The sequence below is a fragment of the Enterobacter cloacae complex sp. P16RS2 genome (genome assembly GCF_014982155.1).
Lineage (GTDB): Bacteria > Pseudomonadota > Gammaproteobacteria > Enterobacterales > Enterobacteriaceae > Enterobacter > Enterobacter cloacae_M.
Window position 1 is genome coordinate 96,646 of the sequence record NZ_JADCKW010000014.1, and the last position, 24,508, is coordinate 121,153.

Below are 24,508 nucleotides of genomic sequence, written 5' to 3' on the forward strand. Positions count from 1 at the left end.
GAGGCGCGCGATTAGCCGAGGATTTTTTCCAGCTCTGCACGTACGTCAGCCACGGCTTTGGTGCCGTCAACTTTGGCGTATTTGGTGTTACCCGCCTGCGCTTCTTTGGTGTAGTAGCCGATCAGCGGCGCGGTCATCTGATGGTATTCCACCAGGCGTTTACGCACGGTCTCTTCCTGATCGTCTTTACGGGTGGTCAGCTCTTCGCCGGTCACGTCGTCTTTGCCTTCAACCTTAGGTGGGTTGAATTTGATGTGGTAAACGCGGCCAGAAGCAGCGTGTACGCGACGGCCAACGATACGGTCAACGATCAGCTCGTCCGGCACGTCGAACTCCAGAACGTAGTCCACGTTGATGCCCGCTTCTTTCATGGCGTCAGCCTGAGGAATGGTGCGCGGGAAGCCGTCCAGCAGGAAACCGTTACGGCAGTCTTCCTGAGCAATGCGCTCTTTGACCAGAGCAATAACCAGCTCGTCGGTCACCAGCTTGCCTGCGTCCATGATGTCTTTCGCTTGTTTACCCAGCTCGGAGCCAGATTTAACAGCGGCGCGCAGCATGTCACCGGTGGAGATTTGCGGAATACCGTATTTCTCCATGATGAACTGAGCCTGAGTTCCTTTACCCGCGCCCGGAGCGCCAAGCAGAATAATACGCATTGCGAAAATCCCCTCAAAAGTCGTTTCAATTTTTCAAAAGCGCTAAACAATACCACCAGAACGGGCATCGCTCAAGGAAGGCGGGAAGGCTGAAACGGTTAACGAGGGGAGATTATTTGGGTTAGTACGGTCTGGTGCCCTCACCCCGGCCCTCTCCCACGGGAGAGGGAGAAGACCAGGGAAGGCGTGGTCAATTACGCCAGCAGCAGCGCATTCACACGTTTAATGAACAGGTTAGGATCTTCCAGCGTGCCGCGCTCGGCCAGCAGGGACTGATCCAACAGCAGCTCAACCCACTCGGCAAAGCGGTCATCGTCCTGGGTATCCGCCGCGCGTTTCACCAGAGGATGATCCGGATTAAGCTCAAAGATATATTTCACTTCCGGCATCGCCTGGCCCGCCGCAGCGAACAGTTTCGCCATCTGGGTGCTCATTTCGTCCGCATCGGTAGTGACAATCGCCGGGGTGTCGGTCAGACGGTGCGTGAAGCGCACCTCTTTCACGCGATCGCCCAGCAGAGTTTTCACGCGCTCAACGAACGGCTCCAGCGCCTTCTCGGCTTCTTTCGCGCTTTCGTCCACTTCATCGGCCAGCTTGTCGATGGATTCGTCGGCTTTGGCTACGGACTGGAACGCCTTACCGTCGAACTCGGTCAGGTAGTTCATCATCCACTCGTCGATGCGGTCAGAAAGCAGCAGCACTTCGATGCCTTTCTTGCGCAGCAGCTCCAGGTGCGGGCTGCTCTTCGCCGCCGCGTAGCTATCGGCGGTGATGTAGTAGATCTTCTCCTGCCCTTCTTTCATGCGGGAGACGTACTCTTCCAGCGACACGGTCTGCGCGGAGGAGTCGGTGTGCGTAGAGGCGAAGCGCAGCAGTTTGGCGATGGTTTCAACGTTCGCGGTGTCTTCTGCCGGGCCTTCTTTCAGCACCAGACCGAACTGTTTCCAGAAGGTCTGATATTTTTCAGCATCGTCTTTCGCCAGTTTTTCCAGCATCTGCAGCGCACGTTTGGTCAGGGCGTTGCGCAGGTTACGGGTGACGGTGCTGTCCTGCAGAATTTCACGCGAAACGTTCAGCGGCAGATCGTTGGAATCTATCAGACCGCGCACGAAGCGCAGGTAGTTCGGCATGAACTGCTCGGCGTCGTCCATGATGAACACGCGCTGAACGTACAGCTTCAGGCCGTGCTTGTGATCGCGGTTCCACATGTCCCACGGCGCCTGTGCCGGAATGTACAGCAGGCTGGTGTACTCCTGCTTACCTTCCACGCGGTTGTGGCTCCAGGTCAGCGGGTCGGTAAAGTCGTGGGCGATGTGCTTGTAGAACTCGTTGTATTCGTCGTCTTTAATTTCAGACTTGTTGCGCGTCCACAGCGCCTGCGCCTTGTTGATCTTCTCCCAGGAGACCACGGTTTCACCGTCTTTCTCTTCCTGTTTTTCAATCTCAACCGGCAGCGCGATGTGGTCAGAATATTTGCTGATGATGGAGCGCACGCGCCAGTCATTCAGGAAATCTTCTTCCCCTTCACGCAGGTGCAGGGTGATTTCGGTCCCGCGATCCGCCTTAGTGATGTCATCAACGGTGTACTCGCCTTCCCCTTTGGATTCCCACAGCACGCCGTTCTCGGCGCTGTCGCCTGCCGCACGGGTGCGCACGGTGACTTTGTCGGCCACGATAAACGCCGAGTAGAAGCCCACGCCGAACTGGCCGATGAGCTGGCTGTCTTTCGCCTGGTCAGAGCCCATGGACTCGAGGAACGCTTTGGTGCCGGATTTGGCAATGGTGCCGAGGTGGTCGATCACCTCGTCGCGGTTCATCCCGATGCCGTTATCGGCGATGGTCAGGGTGCGGTTCTCTTTATTGAACGAGACGCGCACGCGCAGCTCGCCGTCGCCTTCGTACAGGTCTGGGTTAGACAGCGCGCGGAAGCGCAGCTTGTCCGCCGCGTCCGAGGCGTTGGAAATTAGCTCACGCAGGAAAATTTCTTTGTTGGAATACAGGGAATGGATCATCAGGTGCAGAAGCTGTTTTACTTCTGACTGGAAACCACGGGTTTCTTGTCCTTTCATCTATGTCGACCTCAACAATGCCATTTAATGGGGTTTTAAAACGTTGAGTGAGAGATGGGGATAAGGGGGGAAATTTTCAAGCGGAGGCCGCGCGCGCAGCCTCCGTTTGGTCAGAAAATAATCTTGTGACGCCCGGCCAGAGAGTGCGAAAGCGTGGTGCCGTCGACCATTTCCAGCTCGCCGCCCACCGGCACGCCGTGGGCGATGCGGCTGGCGTCAACGCCGTACTGCGAGCACAGTTCAGCGATGTAGTTGGCGGTTGCCTCCCCTTCCACCGTCGGGTTGGTGGCGAGGATCACCTCTTTGATGGTTTCGGACTCAAGACGCTGTTCAAGGCGGTCAAGACCGATATCATCCGGGCCAATACCGTCCAGGGGGGAGAGATGCCCCATCAGCACGAAGTAGCGGCCGGAAAACTGCCCGGTTTGTTCGATGGCGTAGATGTCCGCCGGACTCTCCACCACGCAAATCTGACCGTTTTCCTGACGACGCGGGTTCGTACAGATGTTACACACGTCCTGCTCGGTAAAGGTGCGGCAATCCGCACAGTGACCAATTTCTGACATGGCGCGGGTTAAAGCCTGCGCCAGGCGCATCCCGCCGCTGCGGTCGCGCTGCAATAGCGTAAACGCCATGCGCTGCGCCGACTTCGGGCCAACGCCCGGCAGGCAGCGCAGTGCTTCCATTAACTGCGTGAGCAGCGGACTGGTTTGCATCAGAATGGCATCTTGAAGCCAGGCGGCAGCTGCATACCGCTGGAAACAGAGGCCATTTTCTCTTTCTGAGTTTCGTCGATACGGCGAGCGGCATCGTTAAACGCGGCTGCAACCAGATCTTCCAGCATCTCTTTGTCGTCTTCGAGCAGGCTCGGGTCGATTTCCACGCGACGGCAGTTGTGCGCACCGTTGATGGTCACTTTGACCAGACCGGCACCGGACTCACCCGTGACTTCCAGCTGAGCGATCTCTTCCTGCATCTTCTGCATTTTTTCCTGCATCTGCTGAGCCTGCTTCATCAGGCCACCCAGACCGCCTTTTCCACCAAACATAGGCTTCTCTCTTCTTTCACGTTTAAGGATTACAACCGTAAGTCAGACTCACGATCAAATGGGGCGAATACTCTCTTCATCCAGATCGGCGTCGAAGAACCGGCGCAGGGTCTGAATGTTGTTATCCGCAATAATCGCCTCGCGCGCCTGCGCGAGCTTTTCTTCATAAATGGCCTGGCGCCACTCCAGCGGCGTTTTCACTGCCGGATTATCATCTTCAATGATGGTCAATTCAACCGGCGCGCCCTGTAATGCGGCGAGCGCTTCCGCCAGCGCCTTTTGCGCGCCAGGAGAATTGAGGTGCCGCTGACCCGGACGCAGGTGCAAACGCACCTGATTGCCGTCCTGCTCTTTCCAGGCATTCAGCGCGACCTGCTCGACCAGCTTCGGCAGCTGGAGTTTGCTGACCTCGGCGGCCCAGGCGTCCCGGGCAATGGACTCTTCGGCAAGCTTCGCGGAAAGCTCCGGCGTTTTCTCATGCTCCAGCGCCTTTTTCAGCGCTTTCGGCGTGGCGACCTCTTCCTTCACCGTTTCAGTGATGGTGGTTGCCTTCCAGCGGTAAGCCTCTTCTTTCACCGGGGCTTTCTGCTCGAGCGCGGACGGTGCCGGACGCGACTGTACGCGCTCCGTTACCGAGGCCAGTCGTTCAAGCGCGGCGTTGTTCACCGGCCGCGCTCTTCCTGGCGCTGCCGGTTCACTCTTTTTTGGTTTGGTTACTCCCTGCGCACGCTGCAGCTGGCTGCGTGCGGCAAGCACCGAACTGGTGGCATCCGACAGCGGCACGTTTTGCTGCGGCGGCGGCGTCGGCTGCGGCGGCACCTGCTGCGGCGACATCACCGCCGTAGGGGCGACCGGCGCGAAAGACTGCCGCGGCGCTTCCGGCTCCGGCAATGGCATGCGCGGATGGAACGCCAGCGCGCGCAGCAGCGTCATTTCAACGCCCATCCGTGGATCCGGCGCGAACGGCAACTCTTTGCGGCCAATCAGCAGCGTCTGGTAGTACAGCTGCACGTCGGCAGGCGGCACGGTGCGGGCAAGCTCACGCATCCGCTGTTCAATAGCGGCCATATCCGCACCGATGGCGGACGGAGAAAGCTGCAGCATCGCCACGCGGTGCAGCAGGCTGAGCATCTCAACCAGCAGTCCTTCCCATTCGATACCCCGGGAAGCGGCGGCATTCACCTGCGACATCACGCGTTCGCCGTTGGCGGCAATCATCGCTTCGATAAGCGACAGCGCCTGATCGTCATCCAGCGTGCCGAGCATGGTGCTGACCGCCTCGGTGGAGAGCTTGCCGTCACCGCTGGCAATCGCCTGGTCGGTCAGGCTGAGCGCATCACGCAGGCTGCCGTCCGCCGCACGGGCCAGCAGCTGCAGGGCACGCGGTTCGTGGACAATTTTCTCTTCATCAAGAATGTGCTCAAGCTGCGCGCGGATCTGCTCAACGTCCAGCGCCTTCAGGTGGAACTGCAGGCAGCGCGACAAAATCGTGACCGGCAGCTTTTGCGGATCGGTGGTCGCCAGCAGGAACTTCACGTGCGCGGGCGGCTCTTCCAGCGTTTTCAGCAGGGCGTTAAAGCTGTGGCGCGACAGCATGTGCACTTCATCAATCAGGTAGACCTTGAAGCGGCCGCGCGCCGGGGCGTACTGCACGTTATCGAGCAGATCGCGGGTATCTTCCACTTTGGTGCGCGAGGCGGCGTCGATCTCGATCAGATCGACAAAACGCCCCTGCTCGATCTCCCGGCAGTTATCACACACGCCGCACGGCGTGGCGGTGATCCCGGTTTCGCAGTTGAGACCTTTTGCCAGCAAGCGGGCAATAGAGGTCTTACCGACGCCGCGGGTGCCGGAGAAAAGATAGGCGTGATGGATGCGACCTAGCGACAAGCCGTTCGCCAGGGCCGTCAGCACATGTTCCTGACCGACAACGTCAGCAAAGGTTTGTGGTCGCCATTTACGGGCTAACACCTGATAACTCATGGGCAGGCTCTGCAACGCTGGAAGGTGAATTTATGGAGGGGAATGCTATCACAACCTCACCCATTGAGCGAGGTTGTGAAAACCGGGATTAATGACCCGGGAAAGGCACCAGGCTGTAGCTGGTGATGCCCTGTTTTTCCAGGCGCTGTTCACCGCCGAGATCGAACAGGTTGATGATGAATGCCGCGTCGGTCACTTCACCACCCAGACGACGGATCAATTTCACGGTCGCTTCAATGGTACCGCCGGTTGCCAGCAGATCGTCGACCACCAGCACCTTGTCGCCAGGCTTGATCGCATCAACGTGGATCTCCAGCTGATCGGTGCCGTACTCCAGCTCATAGCTCTCAGCAATGGTTTCACGCGGCAGTTTGCGCGGCTTACGCACCGGCACAAAACCCACGCCCATCGCCAGCGCAACCGGTGCGCCAAACAGGAAGCCACGGGCTTCGGTACCTACTACTTTGGTGATCCCGGCGTTTTTATAACGCTCGACCAGCAGTTCAATGCTGAGCGCGTACGCTTTCGGGTCTTCCAGCAAGCTGGTGACATCACGGAAAAGAATGCCAGGCTTTGGATAGTCCTGGATGCTTTTGATGCTGTTTTTCAGATATTCAAGCTGCTGTGCAGTTGCGGTCATCGGTTTTGCCTAAATGAAACAGTGTTACTCACAGCGCGCAACGAGTCGGCCAAGGCAACAACTGTTTAACCTTTGACCAGGCGCACCTGTGCTCGAAAACGGTCGAATTTACTGGCTGCGCGTGATAATTGCAACAGCCATGATGAGGCTTCAGTGCTTTTGTTGCTTTTCATCAACCACGGGGATCCGCCACATAAAGAAAAGCAGGCAGGTCAGGATCGCCAGCAGCAGAATACGTACCCACATTATTTTCACCAGCCATAATGAAATAGCGAAGGTGATGAGAATCACTGCGATCGCGCGCGGCTTCGCGCCGGGCGGCATGGCCCGGTGTTTTTGCCAGTGCCGCAGATAGCCGCCAAACCATGAGCGGTAGAGCAGCCAGTGGTGAAAACGCGGCGACGAGCGGGCGAAGCACCAGGCCGCAAGCAGGATAAATGGCGTGGTCGGCAACAAGGGTAAAAACACCCCCAGCGTGCCAAGCACTACCGCGAGCCAGCCAATGATGATTAAAATAGTACGCTTCATAATGCGAATCGTTATCAAACTGAACGGCTACTTTACCACTGGAGAGCGCCTTGAAAACAGCACTGCTTCTTGAGAGGCTGCAAAATCAGCTGATTGCTCTGCGGGAGCAGGCCACGCCGCTAATGGGGCACGCCACGCTGAAGCCGCGCTTTGACCGGCGGCTTTTTCGTACCCGCAGCACAGTCATTCAGGATTACCTTGCTGAAGCGCAGACTAACCTCGACGAGCTTCGCCATGCGGTTGAGAGTGAACAGCAGGAGCAGGTGGCGTGGCTTGCAGAGCATCTCACTGAGCAGATCACCGCCCTGCATCGCGAGATTACCGCCTGGCCGCTGCGCGCCTGGGACAGCGCCTCGCCGGGGCTCGGTAAATGGCAGCGCAAGCGGCTGGAGAACCAGGAGTTTGAGCGCCGGCTGTTTGAGATGAAGCGCGAGCGCGAGTCGCGGCTGAACAACAGCGAAACGCTGGAAGAGCAGCAGCTATTGATGCGCGAGATTAGCGCGCTGGAAGGACGCATCGTCCGCTGCCGTCAGGCGCTGGATGAGATTGAGCGCGTCATTGAACGTTTGACCCGTTAACAGGAGCCACACCCATGTCGCTGGAAAATGCACCCGATGAGGTCAAGCTGGCCGTCGATTTGATTATGCTGCTGGAGAATCATGAGATCCCCGCCGAAACGGTGCTTAAGGCACTGGAGATTGTGCGGCGGGATTTTGAAGGTAAATTACCCTCACCCCGGCCCTCTCCCTGAGGGAGAGGGGGAAAATCGTTCCCTCGCCCCTGAGGGCCGAGGGAAAATAGATTATGCAGGCGTAGGATCGTCACCCTTAATGTCGCGCTTCACTTCCGTATGCTCATCACCCTTCTCGTTGCGCAGGTGAACCTCAAGCTGGTTGAAGGCGATATTAATATCGTTTTCACGGCACAAACGATCGATAGAGCGGTTAAGCTCATCCACCGTGTAGCTGCGGTCGCGCAGCTCGCGCACGTATAAACGCAGCTCGTGATCCAGCGTGCTCGGCCCAAAGGTGGTGAAGAAGACCGCCGGAGCCGGATCGTGCATCACTTTCGGATGTTCTGACGCCGCCTTGAGCAGCACCTCTTTCACCTTCTCCAGATCCGATCCATAGGCTACGCCCAGGCGGATCACCACACGCGTCACCGTATCGGAGAGCGACCAGTTGATCAGGCGCTCGGTCACGAACGCTTTGTTCGGGATGATCACCTCTTTGCGATCGAAGTCGGTGATGGTGGTGGCGCGAATACGGATCTTGCTGACCGTACCGGAGAAGGTGCCGATGGTAACGGTATCGCCGATTCGTACCGGACGTTCGAACAGGATGATCAGGCCAGACACAAAGTTACCGAAGATCTCCTGCAGGCCAAAACCAAGACCGACCGAGAGGGCCGCCGCCAGCCACTGCAGTTTATCCCACGAGACGCCAAGCGAGCCAAAGACCGTCATCGCCCCGACAATAATGATCACGTAGTTGAGGATCGTGGTAATGGCGTAGGACGCCCCCTGGCGAAGATTCAGACGTGACAGGAGCAGAACTTCAAGCAGGCCTGGCAGGTTGCGAATCAGCGCCCAGGCCACCACCGACGACACCAGCGCAAACAGCAGGCTGCCCATGGTCACGCTTTTCATGACCGCAGCGCCCGCTTCGGTACCGTTGTATTGCCAGAGGGTAATACTGTCGAGATAGGCGAAAACGGTAATAAGATCGGACCAGATAGCCCAGAACATCACCGCAAACAGGGCGATCATCACCAGCATGGTGATGCGCAGCGTCTGCTGGTTAACCTGCTCCAGGGCGATGGTCGGCTCTTCCTGCGGCTCCGCGCCTTCGGCCCCTTCTTTCACCTGATGCTGACGACGCGCGATAGCACGGCGATAGGCAATGCGGCGAGCCGCCACGCTCAGGCCGCGCAGCACGGTCTGATAGAGCAGGTTCCAGACGATCACCAGATAGACCGTTTCAATCCAGCGACCGGACAGGCGCAGCGTGGTATAGAAGTAGCCCGTTGCCGTCAGCACCATCAGCGCCAGCGGAATGATCGCCAGCACCGTTACGGTGGCCAGGCGAATATTGTGGGACTCTTTATCACGCCAGCTGTCGCGGCACATCGGCCACATCAGGATCGCAATCAGCAGCAGGTTCAGCAGGATGACCAGCTGGCCCAGCACGTCATCCATCAGGTGCAGCGGAGAAAGCTCAGAGACAACCGACCAGAAGTGCAGCGGCAGGAGCGCCAGGCTAATGCGCACAATCTGACGACGCCAGTGGCTGGTCAGCTGCGCTGGCATGTTGAAATGACGCACCGCCACGCCGTCTTTTTCCAGCACCTTCCAGCACACGCCAAACACCAGCCAGAACAGCGCCAGCTTTTTACTGAACGCCCACAGCAGGTCGCTGACGTTGAGCTGCATGGTGAGCAGAATCAGGCCCACAGCCAGAATAATCAGGCACACCGGCAGAGCGCGGATGAGATCGATGAGAATCGCTTTTGGCGTATGGAGCTGGCTATCGTTGCGCAGCTGCCCCACTTCGGAGGCCAGCTTCGCCTGGTATTTTTTCAGCCAGCCCAGACGCCAGCGGATCAGACCGGCAATCAGCAGCAGCGGTAAACCGGCCAGGAAAGCAATCATGACCGCTGGCCAGGCTTTCTCCCAGTTTACGGTGATCTTCATGCTCTTAATCTGCGTTTTCAGCGTCTCCGGGAAGGATTTGACCCAGTCCCAGTCCATCGGCTTGTTGCTGTTTACCCAGAAAATCTGCTGGGTCAGGATCTCCTGCAGACTTTTCGAGACGCTCACCAGCTGCTGCTGGTTGATTTGCAGGTTAATGGCCATCATCAGCTGGTTGCCCAGCTGTTTGTTGAGCTGGTCCAGCAGCTCGCGACGCATATCGACGACCTGGAGCAGCGCGTCGTGCACTTCCGGGTTCACGTCGCTGGAATGCCCCTCTTCAATTTTGGCGACAAAGGCATCACTCTGGAAAAGGGCATCGCGCTGCTGGTTGACGTCAAACTGTTCCAGACGTAAATCCGCAATGCGGTTGGTCATGTCTTCCAGCTCATCGGCGGACGGGAGCGTCTGCTGCTGCTGGTAGAGAATACGCGACAGCAGGAGGCTGCCCTTCAGGACCGCAATCTGCTCTTTGATGTTGCGCTCAGCCTGCAGCGCGCGATCCAGCCAGTTCTTCACTTTGATATTTTGCTGAACCAGCGAGTTGCCGTTTTCCGTCGCCAGTATCAGGCGCTGGCTAAGCTGGTGGTTGGCCTCGAGCTCCTGTTTCACCAGCGGATTCGCCTGAATGCGGGCGGTTTCGTCAGGCGATACGGCCTCCTGGGCGGTTTTTTCCGTCAGGGTCAGGCGTTTGCTGTTTACCGCCTCCTGCAACAGCTGAAGCTGGTGTTCCAGGCGGTTAATGTTCGCGGTGACGTAATCACGCTGTTTCTGAAGCGTGTCCTGCAGCACCGTATTCCCTTCCAGGCTTTTACGCTGCTGTTCGATTTGCGCATTGAGCAAGGTCTGCTGAACCAGCAGCAGCGTTTGCTGCGTCGGGCGCAGCGTACCCTCGTCTACCGTCGTGCCGTTCAGACGGTTGCGGATCTGCTGCAGCTGCTGAGACGCGGCATACATCGCGTTTTGCACGCGCTCGGGCTGGGTCTGCAGAGAAACAAGCTGGCTGTTATACGTTGCAAGATCCGACTGCGCGGTTTGCAGGTCGTCGAGCAGTTGTGCGACGCGGGACTCCAGCTGACGTAAGGAGAGCGTCGAGAGCGTCTTACGCGTCTCGTCGTCGTTATCCACATCGCTGAGAGCATTCAGCGCTTCGGTGGCCTTACGCATATTTTCAGGGGCCTGCGCCACCTTCTGGCGAAGCTGGACGGTTTCCGCTTTGATGCGTTCAATTTTATCCAGCGTTTCCAGCGTTTCCGTCAGATCCTGCTGGACGAGTTTCTCCTGAGGGGAGAGATCTTTTTGTTTGTTCAGCGTGTCGAGCTGCGACTGAACATCGCTGCGCGAGGGAATATCGTTGCTGTTATCGGCGCGGGCCCAGGTCAGCGGCGCCGTAGCGAAGAAAAACAGCATCGCAAAGAGCAATGCAAAAACAGGATGTTGCGAGCGATTGATGGGCAGCATAGTTGTGAATGATGTCAGAAGATGACCGAAAATAGTCCGGCGTGAAGAATATCACGCTCGCTGAAAGCAGAATAGCGCGAACGTTATCCTCTGAGATAAATCCTGGATAGGGATCAGGCCGTTAGCGAAGGCGCGTCGCTGCGCAGCGTGGGGCAGAGCTGTAGCATTTCCAGTAAAATCGCCACGTAGCTGCGGGCTTCCTCTTTGAGGTCAAAGGATTGCGGCGCGAAAAGCCAGTTTTCCATCAGACCTGAAATGTAGCTGCGCATCAGGATTGCCGCCCGTCGGGTCAAGAGATTGGCCGGTAAGAGTTTTGCCTGCATACACAGGTTCAGATTCTGTTCAATACGATCATAGCTCTCCAGGCTAAGGCTGCGTTGCGCCTGCTGCACCACCGCCATCTCGCCCACGAACTCGCATTTATGGAAAATAATCTCCATCATTAATCTGCGACGTTCTTCAACTACCGTTGCTTCAAGGATATATACTAATATTTCTCTCAATACTGAGAGTGGATCGTTAGGGAATTTTGCCCGATACTCACTCTCGAGATCGCTAATGCTGGACTCTGAAAGCTCCCAGATTTCACTGAACAGATCTGACTTATCTTTAAAATGCCAGTAAATCGCTCCTCGCGTCACACCGGCAGCCTGAGCAATCTGCGCCAGCGAGGTGGATGAAACACCCTGCTGCGAGAACAAACGTATTGCCACATCCAGAATGTGTTGTCGGGTTTCCAGCGCTTGTTGTTTAGTTTTTCGTGCCATAGGTGGGTGAATTTACAGGAGTCAGATTTACATACATTTGTGAATGTATGTACCATAGCATGACGATAATATAAACGCAGCAATGGGTTTTTAGACTCAGGACCCTTGATCAATTTGAAATCGGACACTCGAGGTTTACATATGAACAAAAACAGAGGGTTAACGCCTCTGGCGGTCGTTCTGATGCTCTCAGGCAGCTTAGCGCTAACAGGATGTGACGACAAACCAGCTCAACAAGGAGCTCAGCAGGCGCCAGAAGTAGGCGTCGTGACGCTCAAATCTGAACCTCTTCAAATCACCACCGAATTACCAGGCCGTACCAATGCTTACCGCATTGCGGAAGTGCGTCCTCAGGTTAGCGGCATTATCCTGAAGCGTAACTTCACCGAAGGTGGTGATGTGAAAGCCGGTGAGTCTCTGTATCAGATTGATCCAGCAACCTATCAGGCCTCTTATGAAAGTGCGAAAGGCGACCTGGCGAAAGCACAAGCCGCGGCCAAAATTGCTCAGCTGACGTTGAACCGCTACCAAAAGCTGCTCGGTACCAAGTACATCAGCCAACAGGATTACGATACCGCTCTGGCCGATGCACAGCAGGCTAACGCGGCCGTGGTGGCAGCCAAAGCGGCCGTCGAAACCGCGCGCATTAACCTGGCCTATACCAAAGTGACCTCCCCTATCAGCGGTCGTATTGGTAAATCTTCCGTCACGGAAGGGGCGCTGGTGCAGAACGGTCAGACCAATGCGCTGGCGACGGTGCAGCAGCTCGATCCGATCTACGTTGACGTGACGCAGTCCAGCAACGATTTCCTGCGCCTGAAACAGGAGCTGGCTAACGGCACCCTGAAACAGGAAAACGGCAAAGCCAAAGTGGAGCTGATTACCAACGACGGTATTAAGTTCCCGCAGGAAGGTACCTTGGAATTCTCTGACGTGACGGTCGACCAGACTACCGGTTCCATCACCTTACGTGCGATTTTCCCGAACCCTGACAAAAATCTGCTGCCAGGTATGTTCGTTCGTGCGCGTCTGGAAGAAGGAACGAATCCAACCGCACTTCTGGTTCCACAGCAGGGTGTGACCCGTACGCCACGCGGCGATGCGAGCGCGCTGGTTGTTGGGGCAGATGACAAAGTCGAAACGCGCAATATCACCGCCACCCAGGCGATTGGCGATAAATGGCTGGTGACGGAAGGTCTGAAAGATGGCGATCGCGTGATTGTTACTGGTTTGCAAAAAGTTCGTCCTGGCGCGCAGGTTAAAGCACAGGAAGTGAAATCTGACGATAAACAACAAGCTTCGGCCGCTGGCCAGTCAGAACAAACCAAGTCTTAACTTAAACAGGAGCCGTTAAGACATGCCTAATTTCTTTATCGATCGCCCCATATTTGCGTGGGTGATCGCCATTATCATCATGCTGGCCGGGGGACTTGCGATCCTGAAGCTGCCTGTCGCGCAATATCCAACGATTGCGCCACCGGCGGTGACAATTTCCGCAACCTACCCGGGGGCTGATGCGAAAACGGTGCAGGACACCGTCACCCAGGTTATCGAACAGAACATGAACGGTATCGATAACCTGATGTACATGTCCTCAAACAGTGACTCCACCGGTACGGTGCAGATCACCCTGACCTTCCAGTCAGGTACGGATGCGGACATTGCGCAGGTTCAGGTGCAGAACAAACTGCAGCTGGCAATGCCTTTGCTGCCGCAGGAAGTACAACAGCAGGGTGTGAGCGTCGAGAAATCGTCCAGTAGCTTCCTGATGGTTGTCGGCGTTATCAACACCAACGGCACCATGACGCAGGAGGATATTTCCGACTACGTGGGCGCCAACATGAAGGACGCCATCAGCCGTACTTCCGGCGTGGGTGACGTGCAGCTGTTCGGTTCCCAGTACGCGATGCGTATCTGGATGGATCCGAACAAGCTGAACAACTTCCAGCTGACGCCGGTTGACGTGATCAGCGCGATTAAAGCGCAGAACGCCCAGGTAGCGGCCGGTCAGTTAGGCGGTACGCCGCCGGTGAAAGGCCAGCAGCTTAACGCCTCGATCATCGCGCAGACCCGTCTGACCTCTGCCGATGAGTTCAGCAAAATTCTGCTGAAGGTGAATCAGGACGGTTCGCAGGTTCGCCTGCGCGACGTGGCGAAAGTTGAGCTGGGCGGTGAGAACTACGACATCATCGCGAAGTTTAACGGTAAACCGGCTTCCGGTCTGGGTATCAAACTGGCGACAGGCGCTAACGCCCTGGACACCGCCACGGCGATCCGCGCAGAGCTGAAGAAGATGGAACCGTTCTTCCCGTCAGGTCTGAAAATCGTTTACCCGTACGACACCACGCCGTTCGTGAAAATCTCGATTCACGAAGTGGTTAAGACGCTGGTTGAGGCGATCATCCTGGTATTCCTGGTGATGTACCTGTTCCTGCAAAACTTCCGCGCGACGCTTATCCCAACGATTGCCGTGCCGGTTGTTCTGCTCGGAACCTTTGCGATCCTGTCGATATTTGGCTACTCGATAAACACCCTGACGATGTTCGGGATGGTGCTCGCCATCGGCCTGCTGGTGGATGACGCCATCGTCGTGGTCGAGAACGTCGAACGCGTGATGGCGGAAGAAGGTTTGCCGCCGAAGGAAGCGACCCGTAAATCAATGGGCCAGATCCAGGGCGCGCTGGTCGGTATCGCGATGGTTCTGTCTGCGGTATTTATCCCGATGGCCTTCTTCGGGGGCTCTACCGGTGCGATTTACCGTCAGTTCTCTATTACCATCGTTTCCGCGATGGCGCTGTCGGTGCTGGTGGCGTTGATCCTGACCCCTGCCCTGTGTGCCACCATGCTGAAGCCGATTCAGAAAGGCGGTCACGGCGAGCATAAAGGCTTCTTCGGCTGGTTTAACCGCATGTTCGATAAGAGCACGCACCACTACACCGACAGCGTGGGTAACATCCTGCGCAGCACCGGTCGTTACCTGCTGCTCTATATCATCATCGTGGTGGGCATGGCCTACCTGTTCGTTCGTCTGCCAAGCTCGTTCCTGCCAGATGAAGACCAGGGCGTGTTCCTGAGTATGGCTCAGCTTCCGGCGGGTGCGTCGCAAGAGCGTACCCAGAAAGTGCTGGATGAGATGACCGATTACTACCTCACCAAAGAGAAAGCCAACGTTGAATCCGTGTTTGCGGTTAACGGCTTTGGCTTTGCGGGTCGCGGTCAGAACACCGGTATTGCCTTCGTCTCTCTGAAGGACTGGTCTGAACGTCCGGGCAAAGAGAACAAGGTTGAAGCCATCACCGGCCGTGCAATGGGCACCTTCTCGCAGATTAAAGATGCGATGGTATTCGCCTTTAACCTGCCAGCGATTGTTGAACTGGGTACCGCAACCGGCTTCGACTTCCAGCTGATCGACCAGGGCGGTCTGGGTCACGAAAAACTGACGCAGGCGCGTAACCAGCTGTTTGGTGAAGTCGCTAAACACCCTGACCTGCTGGTCGGCGTGCGTCCAAACGGCCTGGAAGATACGCCACAGTACAAGATCGATATCGACCAGGAGAAAGCCCAGGCGCTGGGCGTATCCATCAGTGACATCAACACCACGCTGGGCGCAGCCTGGGGCGGTAGCTACGTTAACGACTTCATCGACCGCGGTCGTGTGAAGAAAGTGTACGTGATGTCCGAGGCGCAGTACCGTATGTTGCCGAACGATATCAACAGCTGGTTCGTGCGCGGCAGCAATGGTCAGATGGTACCATTCTCGGCGTTCTCAACCTCACGCTGGGAATACGGTTCACCGCGTCTGGAACGCTATAACGGTCTGCCATCAATGGAGATCCTGGGTCAGGCTGCTCCGGGCCGAAGCACCGGTGAAGCCATGAACCTGATGGAAGAACTGGCAAGCAAACTGCCTGCGGGTATTGGCTATGACTGGACCGGTATGTCCTATCAGGAACGTCTGTCCGGTAACCAGGCCCCTGCTCTGTACGCCATTTCACTGATTGTGGTCTTCCTGTGTCTGGCGGCACTGTACGAGAGCTGGTCGATTCCGTTCTCCGTTATGCTGGTGGTTCCACTCGGGGTTATCGGTGCGCTGCTTGCAGCAACGTTCCGTGGACTGACCAACGACGTTTACTTCCAGGTAGGCCTGCTGACAACCATTGGCTTGTCGGCGAAGAACGCGATACTAATCGTTGAATTCGCCAAAGATCTGATGGAGAAAGAAGGCAAAGGCCTTATTGAGGCGACGCTTGAAGCGGTTCGTATGCGTCTGCGCCCAATCCTGATGACGTCGCTGGCGTTTATCCTCGGCGTACTGCCGCTGGTTATCAGCTCCGGTGCGGGTTCCGGCGCGCAGAATGCGGTAGGTACAGGCGTTATGGGTGGGATGATCACCGCGACCGTACTGGCTATCTTCTTCGTACCGGTGTTCTTCGTGGTGGTTCGCCGCCGCTTCAGCCGTAAAAATGAAGATATTGAGCACAGTCATTCGGTAGAACCTCACTGATACCGGTTCCACATGATAAAAAGGCCGCATTAGCGGCCTTTTTCATTTTCAGAAAAAATCATAAATTACGCTTATTGTGGCTCAATTTATTTTCTGCCATCTTAAATAGACATATCATAATTAACTGATACCTTAATCGGTGAATTCAGGATTTTTTTAATTTCATTTCCCCGCTCAAGGTATTAGGAATATTCCTAATGAGAAGTTCTTACAAAGATAAGTCTGAATCTGAACTTTTCTTATCATTTTTGCTAAGCTGATGAAACGTAAGGAAGCGATAAAACCCCGTCGTTAATTTGGATAAAAACGTTGAGTCCAGGGTGACCATTTGCGTAGACGCTCCCAGCCTGCGGTTTTTATTTGTAATTTTTCGTAATAGCGCGGTGAAATCCAGGAAGGAGTGGCTTATAGTTAGTTTATCAGGAACACAGCACTCATGTAGCTAAGTCAGTTGTATCCATCCCGACAATGATGTTCGGTGAGTAAGAAATCACTCAGAAGGGGATGCGCTATGGACGAGTACTCGCCAAAAAGGCATGATATCGCGCAGTTGAAATTTCTCTGCGAATCCTTGTACCATGACTGCCTTGCCAATCTTGATGAAAGCAACCATGGCTGGGTAAACGACCCAACGTCTGCCATCAATTTACAGTTGAATGAGCTGATAGAGCATATCGCAACCTTCGCACTTAATTATAAAATTAAGTACAATGAAGATAATAAGCTCATTGAGCAAATTGATGAATACCTGGACGACACCTTTATGTTGTTCAGCAGTTACGGCATTAACGCTCAGGATTTGCAAAAATGGCGTAAATCGGGAAATCGGCTATTCCGCTGTTTCGTCAACGTGAGCAGAGCTAACCCGGTGAGTCTTTCCTGTTAAAATTATTACAATTACTAAGGTGAATTTATGTCTGATAAACCACTCACAAAAATCGATTATTTGATGCGCTTACGACGTTGTCAGTCAATTGACACGCTCGAGCGCGTCATTGAAAAGAATAAATACGAGCTTTCTGATAATGAACTGGCGGTATTTTATTCAGCCGCTGATCATCGTCTTGCTGAACTGACAATGAATAAGCTGTATGACAAAATCCCTACTTCTGTGTGGAAATTTGTCCGTTAATCTTTGAAGGGTGTCTGTAGAGTTCTACGCCTCGTTCTGATTATTTACCTGTCCCGTTATGCTCCCTGTGCGTAAGCCAGGTCTCCGTATAAAACGTGTTCATCAGCAGCAATGTTGTGACGACAGTCACAACGGCTTTTCGGGAACGTTCCCCTTCTGGCCTGTTCCGATTACCCTGCGGTAATAACATCCAGAGAGGTTTCCAATGAGCTTAGAAAAACAGAAAATGATTGCCGGTGAACATTACCGCCCCGGCGATGAGACGTTACGGGCTGACCGACTGCGGGCCCGCCATCTGGTTTACCGCTATAACCACACCGCGCCTGATGAAAAAACAGAACGACAGAACATTCTGGCGGAACTTCTGGGACAAAGCGCAGGAGCTTATATTGAGCCGAGCTTCCGCTGCGACTACGGATATAACATTTATCTGGGCAAAAACTTTTATGCTAACTTCGACTGCGTGATGCTGGATGTCTGCCCTGTTCATATTGGCGATAACTGCATGCTCGCGCCGGGTGTTCATATTTATACGGCTACCCATCCCCTGGACGCGGAAGAACGAAACAGCGGCGTGGAATTTGGAAAACCTGTCAATATTGGCAATAACGTCTGGATTGGTGGCCGGGCGGTCATTAACCCTGGCGTCACCATTGGTGATAATGTGGTCGTGGCCTCCGGCGCCGTCGTGACGAAAGACGTCCCGGCTAACGTCGTCGTTGGCGGCAACCCGGCAAAAATCATCAAAACGCTGTAAGGTTGCGGGGAGTCAACTGTTATAGTCTTTTAGCGCCAGACTGTTACTTTTTTCAGCCTGATGGCTCCCCTAAAATTGGCAGACACCCTGTATTGTCAACTCTCATGAAGGCAAAAAATGACCGAGATACAGCGCCTGCTTACCGCCACCATCGACGATCTTAACCTCCGCGAAAAGCGCGACAATCGCCCGCGCTTTAGCATTAGCTTTATTCGCAAACATCCTGGACTGTTTGTCGCCATGTATGCCGCGTGGCTGGCGACGCTGATTGTGATGCTGAAGTCCGAAACGCTGGTGGACTCCGTCTGGCTGCTGGTTGTACTGTTTGTCGTCTTTAACGCCTTTTTCTTTTTCGACGTGAATCCGCGCTACCGTTACGAAGATATCGACGTGCTCGATTTCCGGGTCTGCTATAACGGCGAATGGTACAACACGCGTTACGTGCCAGAGGAGCTGATCGAAAACATTATGCACTCTCCGGCGGTAGAAGCCGGGCAAAAAGAGAAACTGCAGAAAATGGTCTCCACCAAAGGTCAGCTCTCTTTCTATGATGTCTTTACCCTTTCCCGCCCTGCTGCTGCGTAATTAACGTCTGCAGGCGTCGGATCCCCGGCGCAAACTGAGAAGCAGAGGTATTGCCGTAACCTAAAACCAGACCGGTTTGCCCCTGCTTCGCCTCCAGGTAGTACCCGCTCAGCGCAGCGGGTGCCAGCTGAAACGCCCTCGCCTGCTCCACTAGCCTCTGGTCGTCAATATCCTCTATCGCCAGCGCCAGATGCATTCCCCCTTCGCCTGCCAGAATGCGATGCGGAGAATAAAGCTCTGCGCCCAGCACCTCACGTAGCTGGCGGTAGCGTTTACGGTAGAGCCTACGCATGGCGGCAAGATGACGGGCGTAATGACCTTCTTCAATGAACAGCGCCAGAGTACGCTGCTCCGCGCGATGCCCCCCGCGCAACAGCGAGCCGATGGCCGGGCGAGCCGCTTTCGCCAGCGCTGGCGGTAAAACCATAAACCCCATTCGAAGTGACGGAAACAGCGTTTTACTGAACGTCCCCAGATATACAACGGGCGCATTGTTGACCATTCCCAGCATCGCCGGTACGGGCTCACCGGCATAGCGGAACTCGCTGTCGTAATCGTCTTCAATGATCCACGCGTTGTGCTTCCGGGCCAGCTCCAGCAGCGCCAGCCGCCGCCGCGCGCTGAGCACGCTTCCATAAGGGAACTGATGCGAAGGAGAGGTAAAAATCATTGAGGGCACAGGCGCATCCAGCCCTTCCCAGCACATTCCCTCGCCATCAACCGGTATTCCCGTCATTGCCAGGCCGGTTTTAACAAACGCACTCTTTGCCCCGCTATAGCCGGGGTTTTCTACCCAGGCGACATCGCCAGGCTCGCTTAACAGCATCGTGCAGAGGTTGACGCCCTCAAGCGCTCCTTCAGTTATCACAATCTGGCTGGCGTCGCAGTCGATACCGCGGGACAGGGCGAGATGCCGGGCAATCGCGGCCCGCAGCGACGGCTCGCCGGCCGGGTCGCCATAGCCTAACAGGGCACTCCCCTCCTCGCGCAGGACGCGATCGTACAATCGCCGCCACAGCGGCAAGGGGAAATAGTTAATAGCAGGCGTTCCCGGCGTAAACGCCATCACCGGGGTGTCGCGCGGCACGGGCGCGGACAGCAGGGCAACCCGTTTTGTCAGCCTGACGTCAGGATCCGGCAATGCCCGGGTAATCGTACGATGAGCGAATTGCCCCACCCGCGTACCCTGACGGTTACGCAGCAAATAGCCTTCGAGCGCGAGCTGGTCCAGCGCCGCATTGACGGTGTTTCGGGAAACCGAGATCTGCTGCGCCAGCGTTCGCGAACCGGGCAGCTGGCTGCCGGACCGAAGCCTTCCGCCCAGTATGGCCTCCCGCAAAGCGAGATAGAGCGCGCGCTGGAGCGTCTCTTGCCCACGCTTTTTCAGCGCAGCATGGAGCAAAGCGTAAAGCTCATCACCCGGTATATTCATCTTCCCTCCTTGTGGTACCAGAAAAACATAGCCTGGTGGTTCTTTTTAAGGAACCAGCAATTCACTAATCTGGAGATCTTTTCAACGTCACGGAAATAAAGATGAATACATTCAATGCGTTTGGGCAGCCCGTAGGTGAAGCCCTTATCGACTGGCAGCCTCGTCAGCCCCCGTCCCGAGTGGTCCTTCAGGGTCACTATTGTCGGCTTGAGCCGCTGCGCGTGGAGCATGCCCACGCGTTGTTCTCCGCCTATTCCCTGGCCGAAGATACCCGCAGCTGGACGTGGCTGCTGCGTGAACCCGATGCCACCGCAGAGGAGTTTGCCGAATGGGTGGCGAGCGTAAGTGAGTTATCCGATCCCATCCACTTTACCGTTATGGATAACCGGACCCAGTCTCCTGTCGGTACGCTGTCCCTGATGCGGATCGATCCTAAAAACGGCGTCGTGGAAGTGGGGCACGTTCACTTCTCTCCTCTGTTAAGCCGCACGCCAGGGTCGACAGAAGCGCAGTATCTGCTGATGCGGTACGTGTTCGATACCCTGGGGTACCGGCGCTATGAGTGGAAGTGCAATAGCCTGAACGAGCCTTCCCGCAAAGCGGCGCTGCGTCTGGGCTTTCAGTTTGAGGGACGCTTTCGTCAGGCGCTGGTCATAAAAGGCCGTAACCGGGATACCGACTGGTTTTCGATTCTCGACAAAGAGTGGCCGGCGCTGGCTAACGCCTTTGAAAGCTGGCTTGCCACCGACAATTTTACTGCCGATGGCAAACAGAAAAGATCCCTGGAAAGCTGGCGAGAAACGCGCGTTTAGCGTCTTTTTTTACGTCCCTGAACCGCCTTAAAGCGCGGATTAGATTTGCAAATCACGTATAAGCGTCCCTTGCGTTTGACTATCTGGCAATCCGGGTGACGCTGCTTTGCACTGCGTAATGAGTTAAGTACCTGCATGGTTAGCCCCGCTTCGCATTGAGAAAACCGCCAAAACGCTTGCGGAAGCGCGCTGCGCTGCCGTCCGTGGAGAACGTTTTCTGCTTGCCGGTATAAAACGGGTGCGATTTTGAAGAAACCTCGATGGTGATGTACGGATACGTCTCACCGTCGAGTTCAATTTCGCGGTCGGTTTTAATGGTTGAGCCTACTTTAAAGTATTCATTGGCACTGGTGTCGTGGAATACCACGGTGCGATAGGCTGGGTGGATATCGGGTTTCATCGTAAATCCTTTATGTTTTGTTATAACATTACAAAATAATATCCAGGCCAGTTTGAAAAAACAACCCCCTCTCGCCTGGCGATATTTTCTCATTTGCCTGAGATAAAATGAAAACCATGCCAACCACGTGCTATAACTATATCATTTCGCGGTAAAATCTTTCTCTTCAGGCAGGGAACTCAATGCCCAGGAACGGGTGTACGAGGAAGGACACGACAGCATGAAAACCCGACATCTGGTCAGTCTGGTGACTGGCGTACTTATCTTTTCAGTGCTGGTCCCCATTTGCCTGAGCATCTGGCTGGCCCACCGCCAGGCGGAAGATAAATTCGCCGATGCGCTGGATAACTATGCCTCCCGCGTGCTGGTACGCACCGACAGGGTTGTAGACCAGGCAAAGGAAGCACTCGATCACCTGCAGGCTTTTGAGGGAGTGCCATGTAGCCCCTTGCAATTGAGGGAAATGCGCCGGGTCGCTTTCTCGTGGCGATATGTCCAGGAAGTAATTTATATCGACAACCTTCGACCGCTCTGCTCCTCCCTGGAGCAGACCAGTCATGCGCCCCCTTTTCCCCCTCCAATGCGCATTACCGAAGATGGTTACAGCGCGTGGCTGACCACGCAAAACGATCTTGGGTTTAACCGCTACATGACGGTGCTGGGAAAAGGCCACTACCTTGTCATGATCGATCCTGCCTCGCTGGTGGACGTGATCCCTTTCGGCGAGATAGCGATTGATGCCGCCCTGGTAGGAAGCGCAACGCACCGCATATTCGCCAGCAGCAGCAAGCTCGACTCTCACATCCGCGACATGGTTCAGGAGCGGGGTGTGAAAAGCGTGCAGTACAACGGTTCAATGTACGTAATGAAGTCTGTACCTGAGCTTGGATTTAACGTCGTCGCATGGGCAACGCTCAAACCGCTCGCTGAAACCTGGCACCGGCAGCTTCTTTTCTGGTTACCGTTCGGCATGTTGGTAAGCCTGCTCGCCGCACTGTTTGTCCTGCGGATCCTGCGGCGTATCCAGTCGCCGCGCAATCGCCTGCTTGACGCCATTAACAGCCGCGATTTTGTGGTTCACTATCAGCCTATCGTGGCGCTCTGTAGTGGAAAAATTGTGGGCGCTGAGGCGCTGACGCGCTGGCCGCAGCCAGACGGAAGCTGCCTCTCACCGGATATTTTTGTCCCCCTTGCCGAGCAAACGGGGCTCATCTCGCAGCTGACGCAGTTAGTCATCGAAAAGGTGTTTGAAGATATGGGACACTGGCTGCAGCGTCATCCGGATCAGCATATCTCCATTAACCTCGCCCCTGCCGATTTAACCTCCGGCATCCTGCCGCCTCTGTTGAGTAAGCTCCTGAATAAGTGGCAAATCCATCCCCGACAAATCGCCCTTGAGCTCACCGAGCGCGGCTTTGCCGATCCCAAAATTAGCGCACCGGCTATCGCCGCATTCCGTCGTTCGGGCCACCCTGTCTATATTGATGATTTTGGCACGGGCTATTCCAGCCTGAGCTATCTGCAGGATCTGGACGTCGACACGCTAAAAATTGATAAATCGTTCGTGGATGCGCTTGAGTATAAAAACGTGACGCCGCACATCATTGAAATAGCGAAGTCGCTGAAGCTGGCGATGGTGGCGGAGGGCGTCGAAACCGCAGGACAGCTCGCCTGGCTACACCGCCACGGCGTGCAGTACGGTCAGGGATGGTTTTACAGTAAAGCGCTGCCAAAGACGGAATTTATTCTTTGGGCAGAAAATAACCTCGGCATGCACTCTACTTAAGATAGGATTTCATCACCCGCAACACCACGCCAAGATCGGCTTCACGCTGCGCTTCTTCAGGCTCTTTCACCACATGATCGGTTAAATGCCCTTCGATCACCTGCATCATCATGCCATTGACCGCCCCGCGGATCGCCGCCAGCTGCTGTAACACCTCGGCGCATTCGTGATCGCTGTTGAGCATTTTTTCCAGCGCGGTGCTCTGCCCCTGAATTTTCTTCAGGCGAGTCAGTAACATCTTCTTGTCGCGAACGGTATGTGACATCTCTGTATTCCTTATTTTTTGGCTTTTAAAGCATATCACGCTCTACTCCCCCTGAGTATTTTTCTACTGGGGGGTAGTATTGAGCTACTGGGGGGGAGTAGTATCTCCGCACGCTTTCCACTCCGGAATTTCCCATGACCGATTTTGCTTCACTCCTTCAGCAGGGCAATGCCTGGCTGTTTGTTCCCAGCGCTATCCTGCTCGGTGCACTGCATGGCCTGGAACCGGGCCATTCAAAAACAATGATGGCCGCCTTTATTGTTGCCATCCGCGGCACGCTGAAACAGGCGGTGCTGCTCGGCCTGGCGGCCACGCTCTCCCATACGGCGGTGGTCTGGCTCGTTGCGATGGCGGGATTATGGTTTGGTCGGGGCTGGGATGCACACACGTCCGAACCCTGGTTTCAGCTGATCTCCGGGGTGCTGATCGTTGCGATCGCCCTGTGGATGGCGTGGCGAACCTGGAAAGAGAGCCAGCCGCACGATCACGATCACCACCACCATGACCATGACCATGACCATGACCACCATCATGATCATCATCACCACCACGAACACTCGCTGGTTGAAGAAGAGTGGCAGGACGCCCACCAGCGCGCTCACGCGCAGGATATTAACCGGCGCTTCAGCGGTCAAAATGTCACCACCGGACAGATCGTGATGTTTGGCCTGACCGGCGGGCTTATCCCCTGTCCGGCGTCCATCACCGTGCTGCTGATCTGCCTGCAGCTGAAGCATTTCGCCCTCGGCGCGACGCTGGTGTTCAGCTTCAGTATTGGTCTGGCGTTAACGCTGGTCGCTTCCGGCGCGATTGCCGCCTTAAGCCTCAAGCACGCGACCAAACGCTGGCCCGGGTTTAGCGAATTCTCCCGTAAAGCGCCTTGGATCTCCGCTGCGCTAATTACCGTAGTAGGGATTTACATGAGCCTGCATGGCCTGAGCGGCATTCTGGCGTAGGACTGCGGCCACGCCCTGTGGCCGCATCTTCATGGTCA

Annotated in this window: 23 protein-coding genes, 1 pseudogene and 1 other annotated feature; of the genes and pseudogenes, 11 read left to right on the plus strand and 13 right to left on the minus strand. The window is 55.5% G+C overall.

Going from position 1 to position 24,508, the window contains the following annotated elements; genetic code table 11:
* Positions 1-11: 11 nt before the first annotated feature.
* The 7 genes from adk to INF68_RS10300 form a co-directional block, all read right to left on the minus strand.
* A complete protein-coding gene (gene adk / locus INF68_RS10270) occupies positions 12-656 on the minus strand; it encodes an adenylate kinase (RefSeq protein WP_006809841.1) in 645 nt (214 codons plus the stop codon).
* 194 nt (positions 657-850) lie between these two features.
* Positions 851-2,725: a molecular chaperone HtpG gene (gene htpG, locus INF68_RS10275; RefSeq protein WP_126786021.1), complete on the minus strand. Its 1,875-nt coding sequence runs from the start codon at positions 2,723-2,725 to the stop codon at positions 851-853.
* A 110-nt stretch (positions 2,726-2,835) separates the two neighbouring features.
* Complete coding sequence (recR, locus tag INF68_RS10280) at positions 2,836-3,441, minus strand: recombination mediator RecR (RefSeq protein ID WP_008499298.1); 606 nt, start codon at positions 3,439-3,441, stop codon at positions 2,836-2,838.
* Complete coding sequence (locus INF68_RS10285) at positions 3,441-3,773, minus strand: YbaB/EbfC family nucleoid-associated protein (RefSeq protein ID WP_003858972.1); 333 nt, start codon at positions 3,771-3,773, stop codon at positions 3,441-3,443. The genes recR and INF68_RS10285 overlap by 1 nt, the downstream gene beginning before the upstream one ends.
* 54 nt (positions 3,774-3,827) lie before the next feature.
* Positions 3,828-5,756, minus strand: a complete 1,929-nt coding sequence (gene dnaX, locus INF68_RS10290) for a DNA polymerase III subunit gamma/tau (protein WP_126786022.1) — start codon at positions 5,754-5,756, stop codon at positions 3,828-3,830.
* Positions 4,434-4,498: a sequence feature (DnaX frameshifting element), on the minus strand. Its footprint overlaps the gene before it by 65 nt.
* Positions 5,757-5,844: 88 nt before the next feature.
* Positions 5,845-6,396 carry an adenine phosphoribosyltransferase gene (gene apt, locus INF68_RS10295; protein ID WP_000127359.1) on the minus strand — a complete coding sequence of 184 codons (552 nt, stop codon included), beginning with the start codon at positions 6,394-6,396 and terminating at the stop codon, positions 5,845-5,847.
* 150 nt (positions 6,397-6,546) lie between these two features.
* Entirely contained in the window at positions 6,547-6,924 is a 378-nt protein-coding gene (locus tag INF68_RS10300; protein WP_126786023.1) for a DUF454 family protein, read from the minus strand.
* Between the two features lie 50 nt (positions 6,925-6,974).
* On the opposite strand from INF68_RS10300, the gene priC reads away from it, so the two are divergent.
* Together priC and rsmS are read left to right on the plus strand one after the other, a co-directional pair.
* Positions 6,975-7,502 carry a primosomal replication protein N'' gene (gene priC, locus INF68_RS10305; protein WP_109844846.1) on the plus strand — a complete coding sequence of 176 codons (528 nt, stop codon included), beginning with the start codon at positions 6,975-6,977 and terminating at the stop codon, positions 7,500-7,502.
* A 14-nt stretch (positions 7,503-7,516) separates the two neighbouring features.
* A pseudogene (gene rsmS / locus INF68_RS10310) lies at positions 7,517-7,685 on the plus strand (pleiotropic regulatory protein RsmS); the annotation flags it as partial.
* Between the two features lie 41 nt (positions 7,686-7,726).
* Here rsmS and mscK read toward each other — a convergent pair.
* Together mscK and acrR are read right to left on the minus strand one after the other, a co-directional pair.
* Positions 7,727-11,074 carry a mechanosensitive channel MscK gene (gene mscK, locus INF68_RS10315; protein ID WP_126786024.1) on the minus strand — a complete coding sequence of 1,116 codons (3,348 nt, stop codon included), beginning with the start codon at positions 11,072-11,074 and terminating at the stop codon, positions 7,727-7,729.
* A 113-nt stretch (positions 11,075-11,187) separates the two neighbouring features.
* On the minus strand, positions 11,188-11,841 hold the full coding sequence (gene acrR / locus INF68_RS10320; protein WP_109844844.1) for a multidrug efflux transporter transcriptional repressor AcrR: 654 nt from the start codon (positions 11,839-11,841) through the stop codon (positions 11,188-11,190).
* A gap of 141 nt (positions 11,842-11,982) precedes the next feature.
* On the opposite strand from acrR, the gene acrA reads away from it, so the two are divergent.
* The 6 genes from acrA to INF68_RS10350 all read left to right on the plus strand — a co-directional run bounded on the left by acrA (position 11,983) and on the right by INF68_RS10350 (position 18,819).
* The gene (gene acrA, locus INF68_RS10325; RefSeq protein WP_029741963.1) at positions 11,983-13,176 is read left to right on the plus strand and encodes a multidrug efflux RND transporter periplasmic adaptor subunit AcrA; all 1,194 of its coding nucleotides are present in this window, start codon (positions 11,983-11,985) and stop codon (positions 13,174-13,176) included.
* Positions 13,177-13,198: 22 nt separating this feature from the next.
* Positions 13,199-16,345, plus strand: a complete 3,147-nt coding sequence (gene acrB / locus INF68_RS10330; RefSeq protein ID WP_109844843.1) for a multidrug efflux RND transporter permease subunit AcrB — start codon at positions 13,199-13,201, stop codon at positions 16,343-16,345.
* Positions 16,346-16,856: 511 nt separating this feature from the next.
* A complete protein-coding gene (tomB, locus tag INF68_RS10335) occupies positions 16,857-17,231 on the plus strand; it encodes an Hha toxicity modulator TomB (protein ID WP_008499288.1) in 375 nt (124 codons plus the stop codon).
* A gap of 27 nt (positions 17,232-17,258) precedes the next feature.
* Complete coding sequence (locus tag INF68_RS10340) at positions 17,259-17,477, plus strand: HHA domain-containing protein (protein ID WP_008499287.1); 219 nt, start codon at positions 17,259-17,261, stop codon at positions 17,475-17,477.
* Positions 17,478-17,682: 205 nt separating this feature from the next.
* Positions 17,683-18,234 (plus strand): maltose O-acetyltransferase, encoded by a 552-nt coding sequence (maa, locus tag INF68_RS10345; RefSeq protein WP_023310599.1) that lies wholly within the window; start codon positions 17,683-17,685, stop codon positions 18,232-18,234.
* 117 nt (positions 18,235-18,351) lie between these two features.
* Positions 18,352-18,819, plus strand: a complete 468-nt coding sequence (locus INF68_RS10350; RefSeq protein ID WP_023310598.1) for a YlaC family protein — start codon at positions 18,352-18,354, stop codon at positions 18,817-18,819.
* Here INF68_RS10350 and INF68_RS10355 read toward each other — a convergent pair.
* A complete protein-coding gene (locus INF68_RS10355; RefSeq protein ID WP_126786025.1) occupies positions 18,791-20,251 on the minus strand; it encodes a PLP-dependent aminotransferase family protein in 1,461 nt (486 codons plus the stop codon). The genes INF68_RS10350 and INF68_RS10355 overlap by 29 nt on opposite strands.
* Before the next feature lie 101 nt (positions 20,252-20,352).
* Here INF68_RS10355 and INF68_RS10360 point away from each other — a divergent pair, with 101 nt between their 5' ends.
* Positions 20,353-21,063, plus strand: coding sequence for a GNAT family N-acetyltransferase (locus INF68_RS10360; protein WP_109844841.1), 711 nt, complete (start codon positions 20,353-20,355; stop codon positions 21,061-21,063).
* On the opposite strand, the gene ykgO is transcribed toward INF68_RS10360, so the two are convergent.
* A complete protein-coding gene (gene ykgO / locus INF68_RS10365) occupies positions 21,060-21,200 on the minus strand; it encodes a type B 50S ribosomal protein L36 (RefSeq protein ID WP_003859006.1) in 141 nt (46 codons plus the stop codon). The two genes, INF68_RS10360 and ykgO, sit on opposite strands and share 4 nt — an antisense overlap.
* Before the next feature lie 2 nt (positions 21,201-21,202).
* A complete protein-coding gene (locus tag INF68_RS10370) occupies positions 21,203-21,463 on the minus strand; it encodes a type B 50S ribosomal protein L31 (protein ID WP_010428154.1) in 261 nt (86 codons plus the stop codon).
* 220 nt (positions 21,464-21,683) lie between these two features.
* Here INF68_RS10370 and INF68_RS10375 point away from each other — a divergent pair, with 220 nt between their 5' ends.
* Entirely contained in the window at positions 21,684-23,249 is a 1,566-nt protein-coding gene (locus tag INF68_RS10375) for an EAL domain-containing protein (protein ID WP_126786026.1), read from the plus strand.
* Here INF68_RS10375 and INF68_RS10380 read toward each other — a convergent pair.
* Positions 23,242-23,514 carry a metal-sensing transcriptional repressor gene (locus tag INF68_RS10380; RefSeq protein ID WP_023310594.1) on the minus strand — a complete coding sequence of 91 codons (273 nt, stop codon included), beginning with the start codon at positions 23,512-23,514 and terminating at the stop codon, positions 23,242-23,244. The genes INF68_RS10375 and INF68_RS10380 overlap by 8 nt on opposite strands.
* A 134-nt stretch (positions 23,515-23,648) precedes the next feature.
* On the opposite strand from INF68_RS10380, the gene INF68_RS10385 reads away from it, so the two are divergent.
* Positions 23,649-24,470, plus strand: a complete 822-nt coding sequence (locus tag INF68_RS10385) for a nickel/cobalt efflux protein RcnA (protein ID WP_193525316.1) — start codon at positions 23,649-23,651, stop codon at positions 24,468-24,470.
* Positions 24,471-24,508 lie beyond the last annotated feature (38 nt).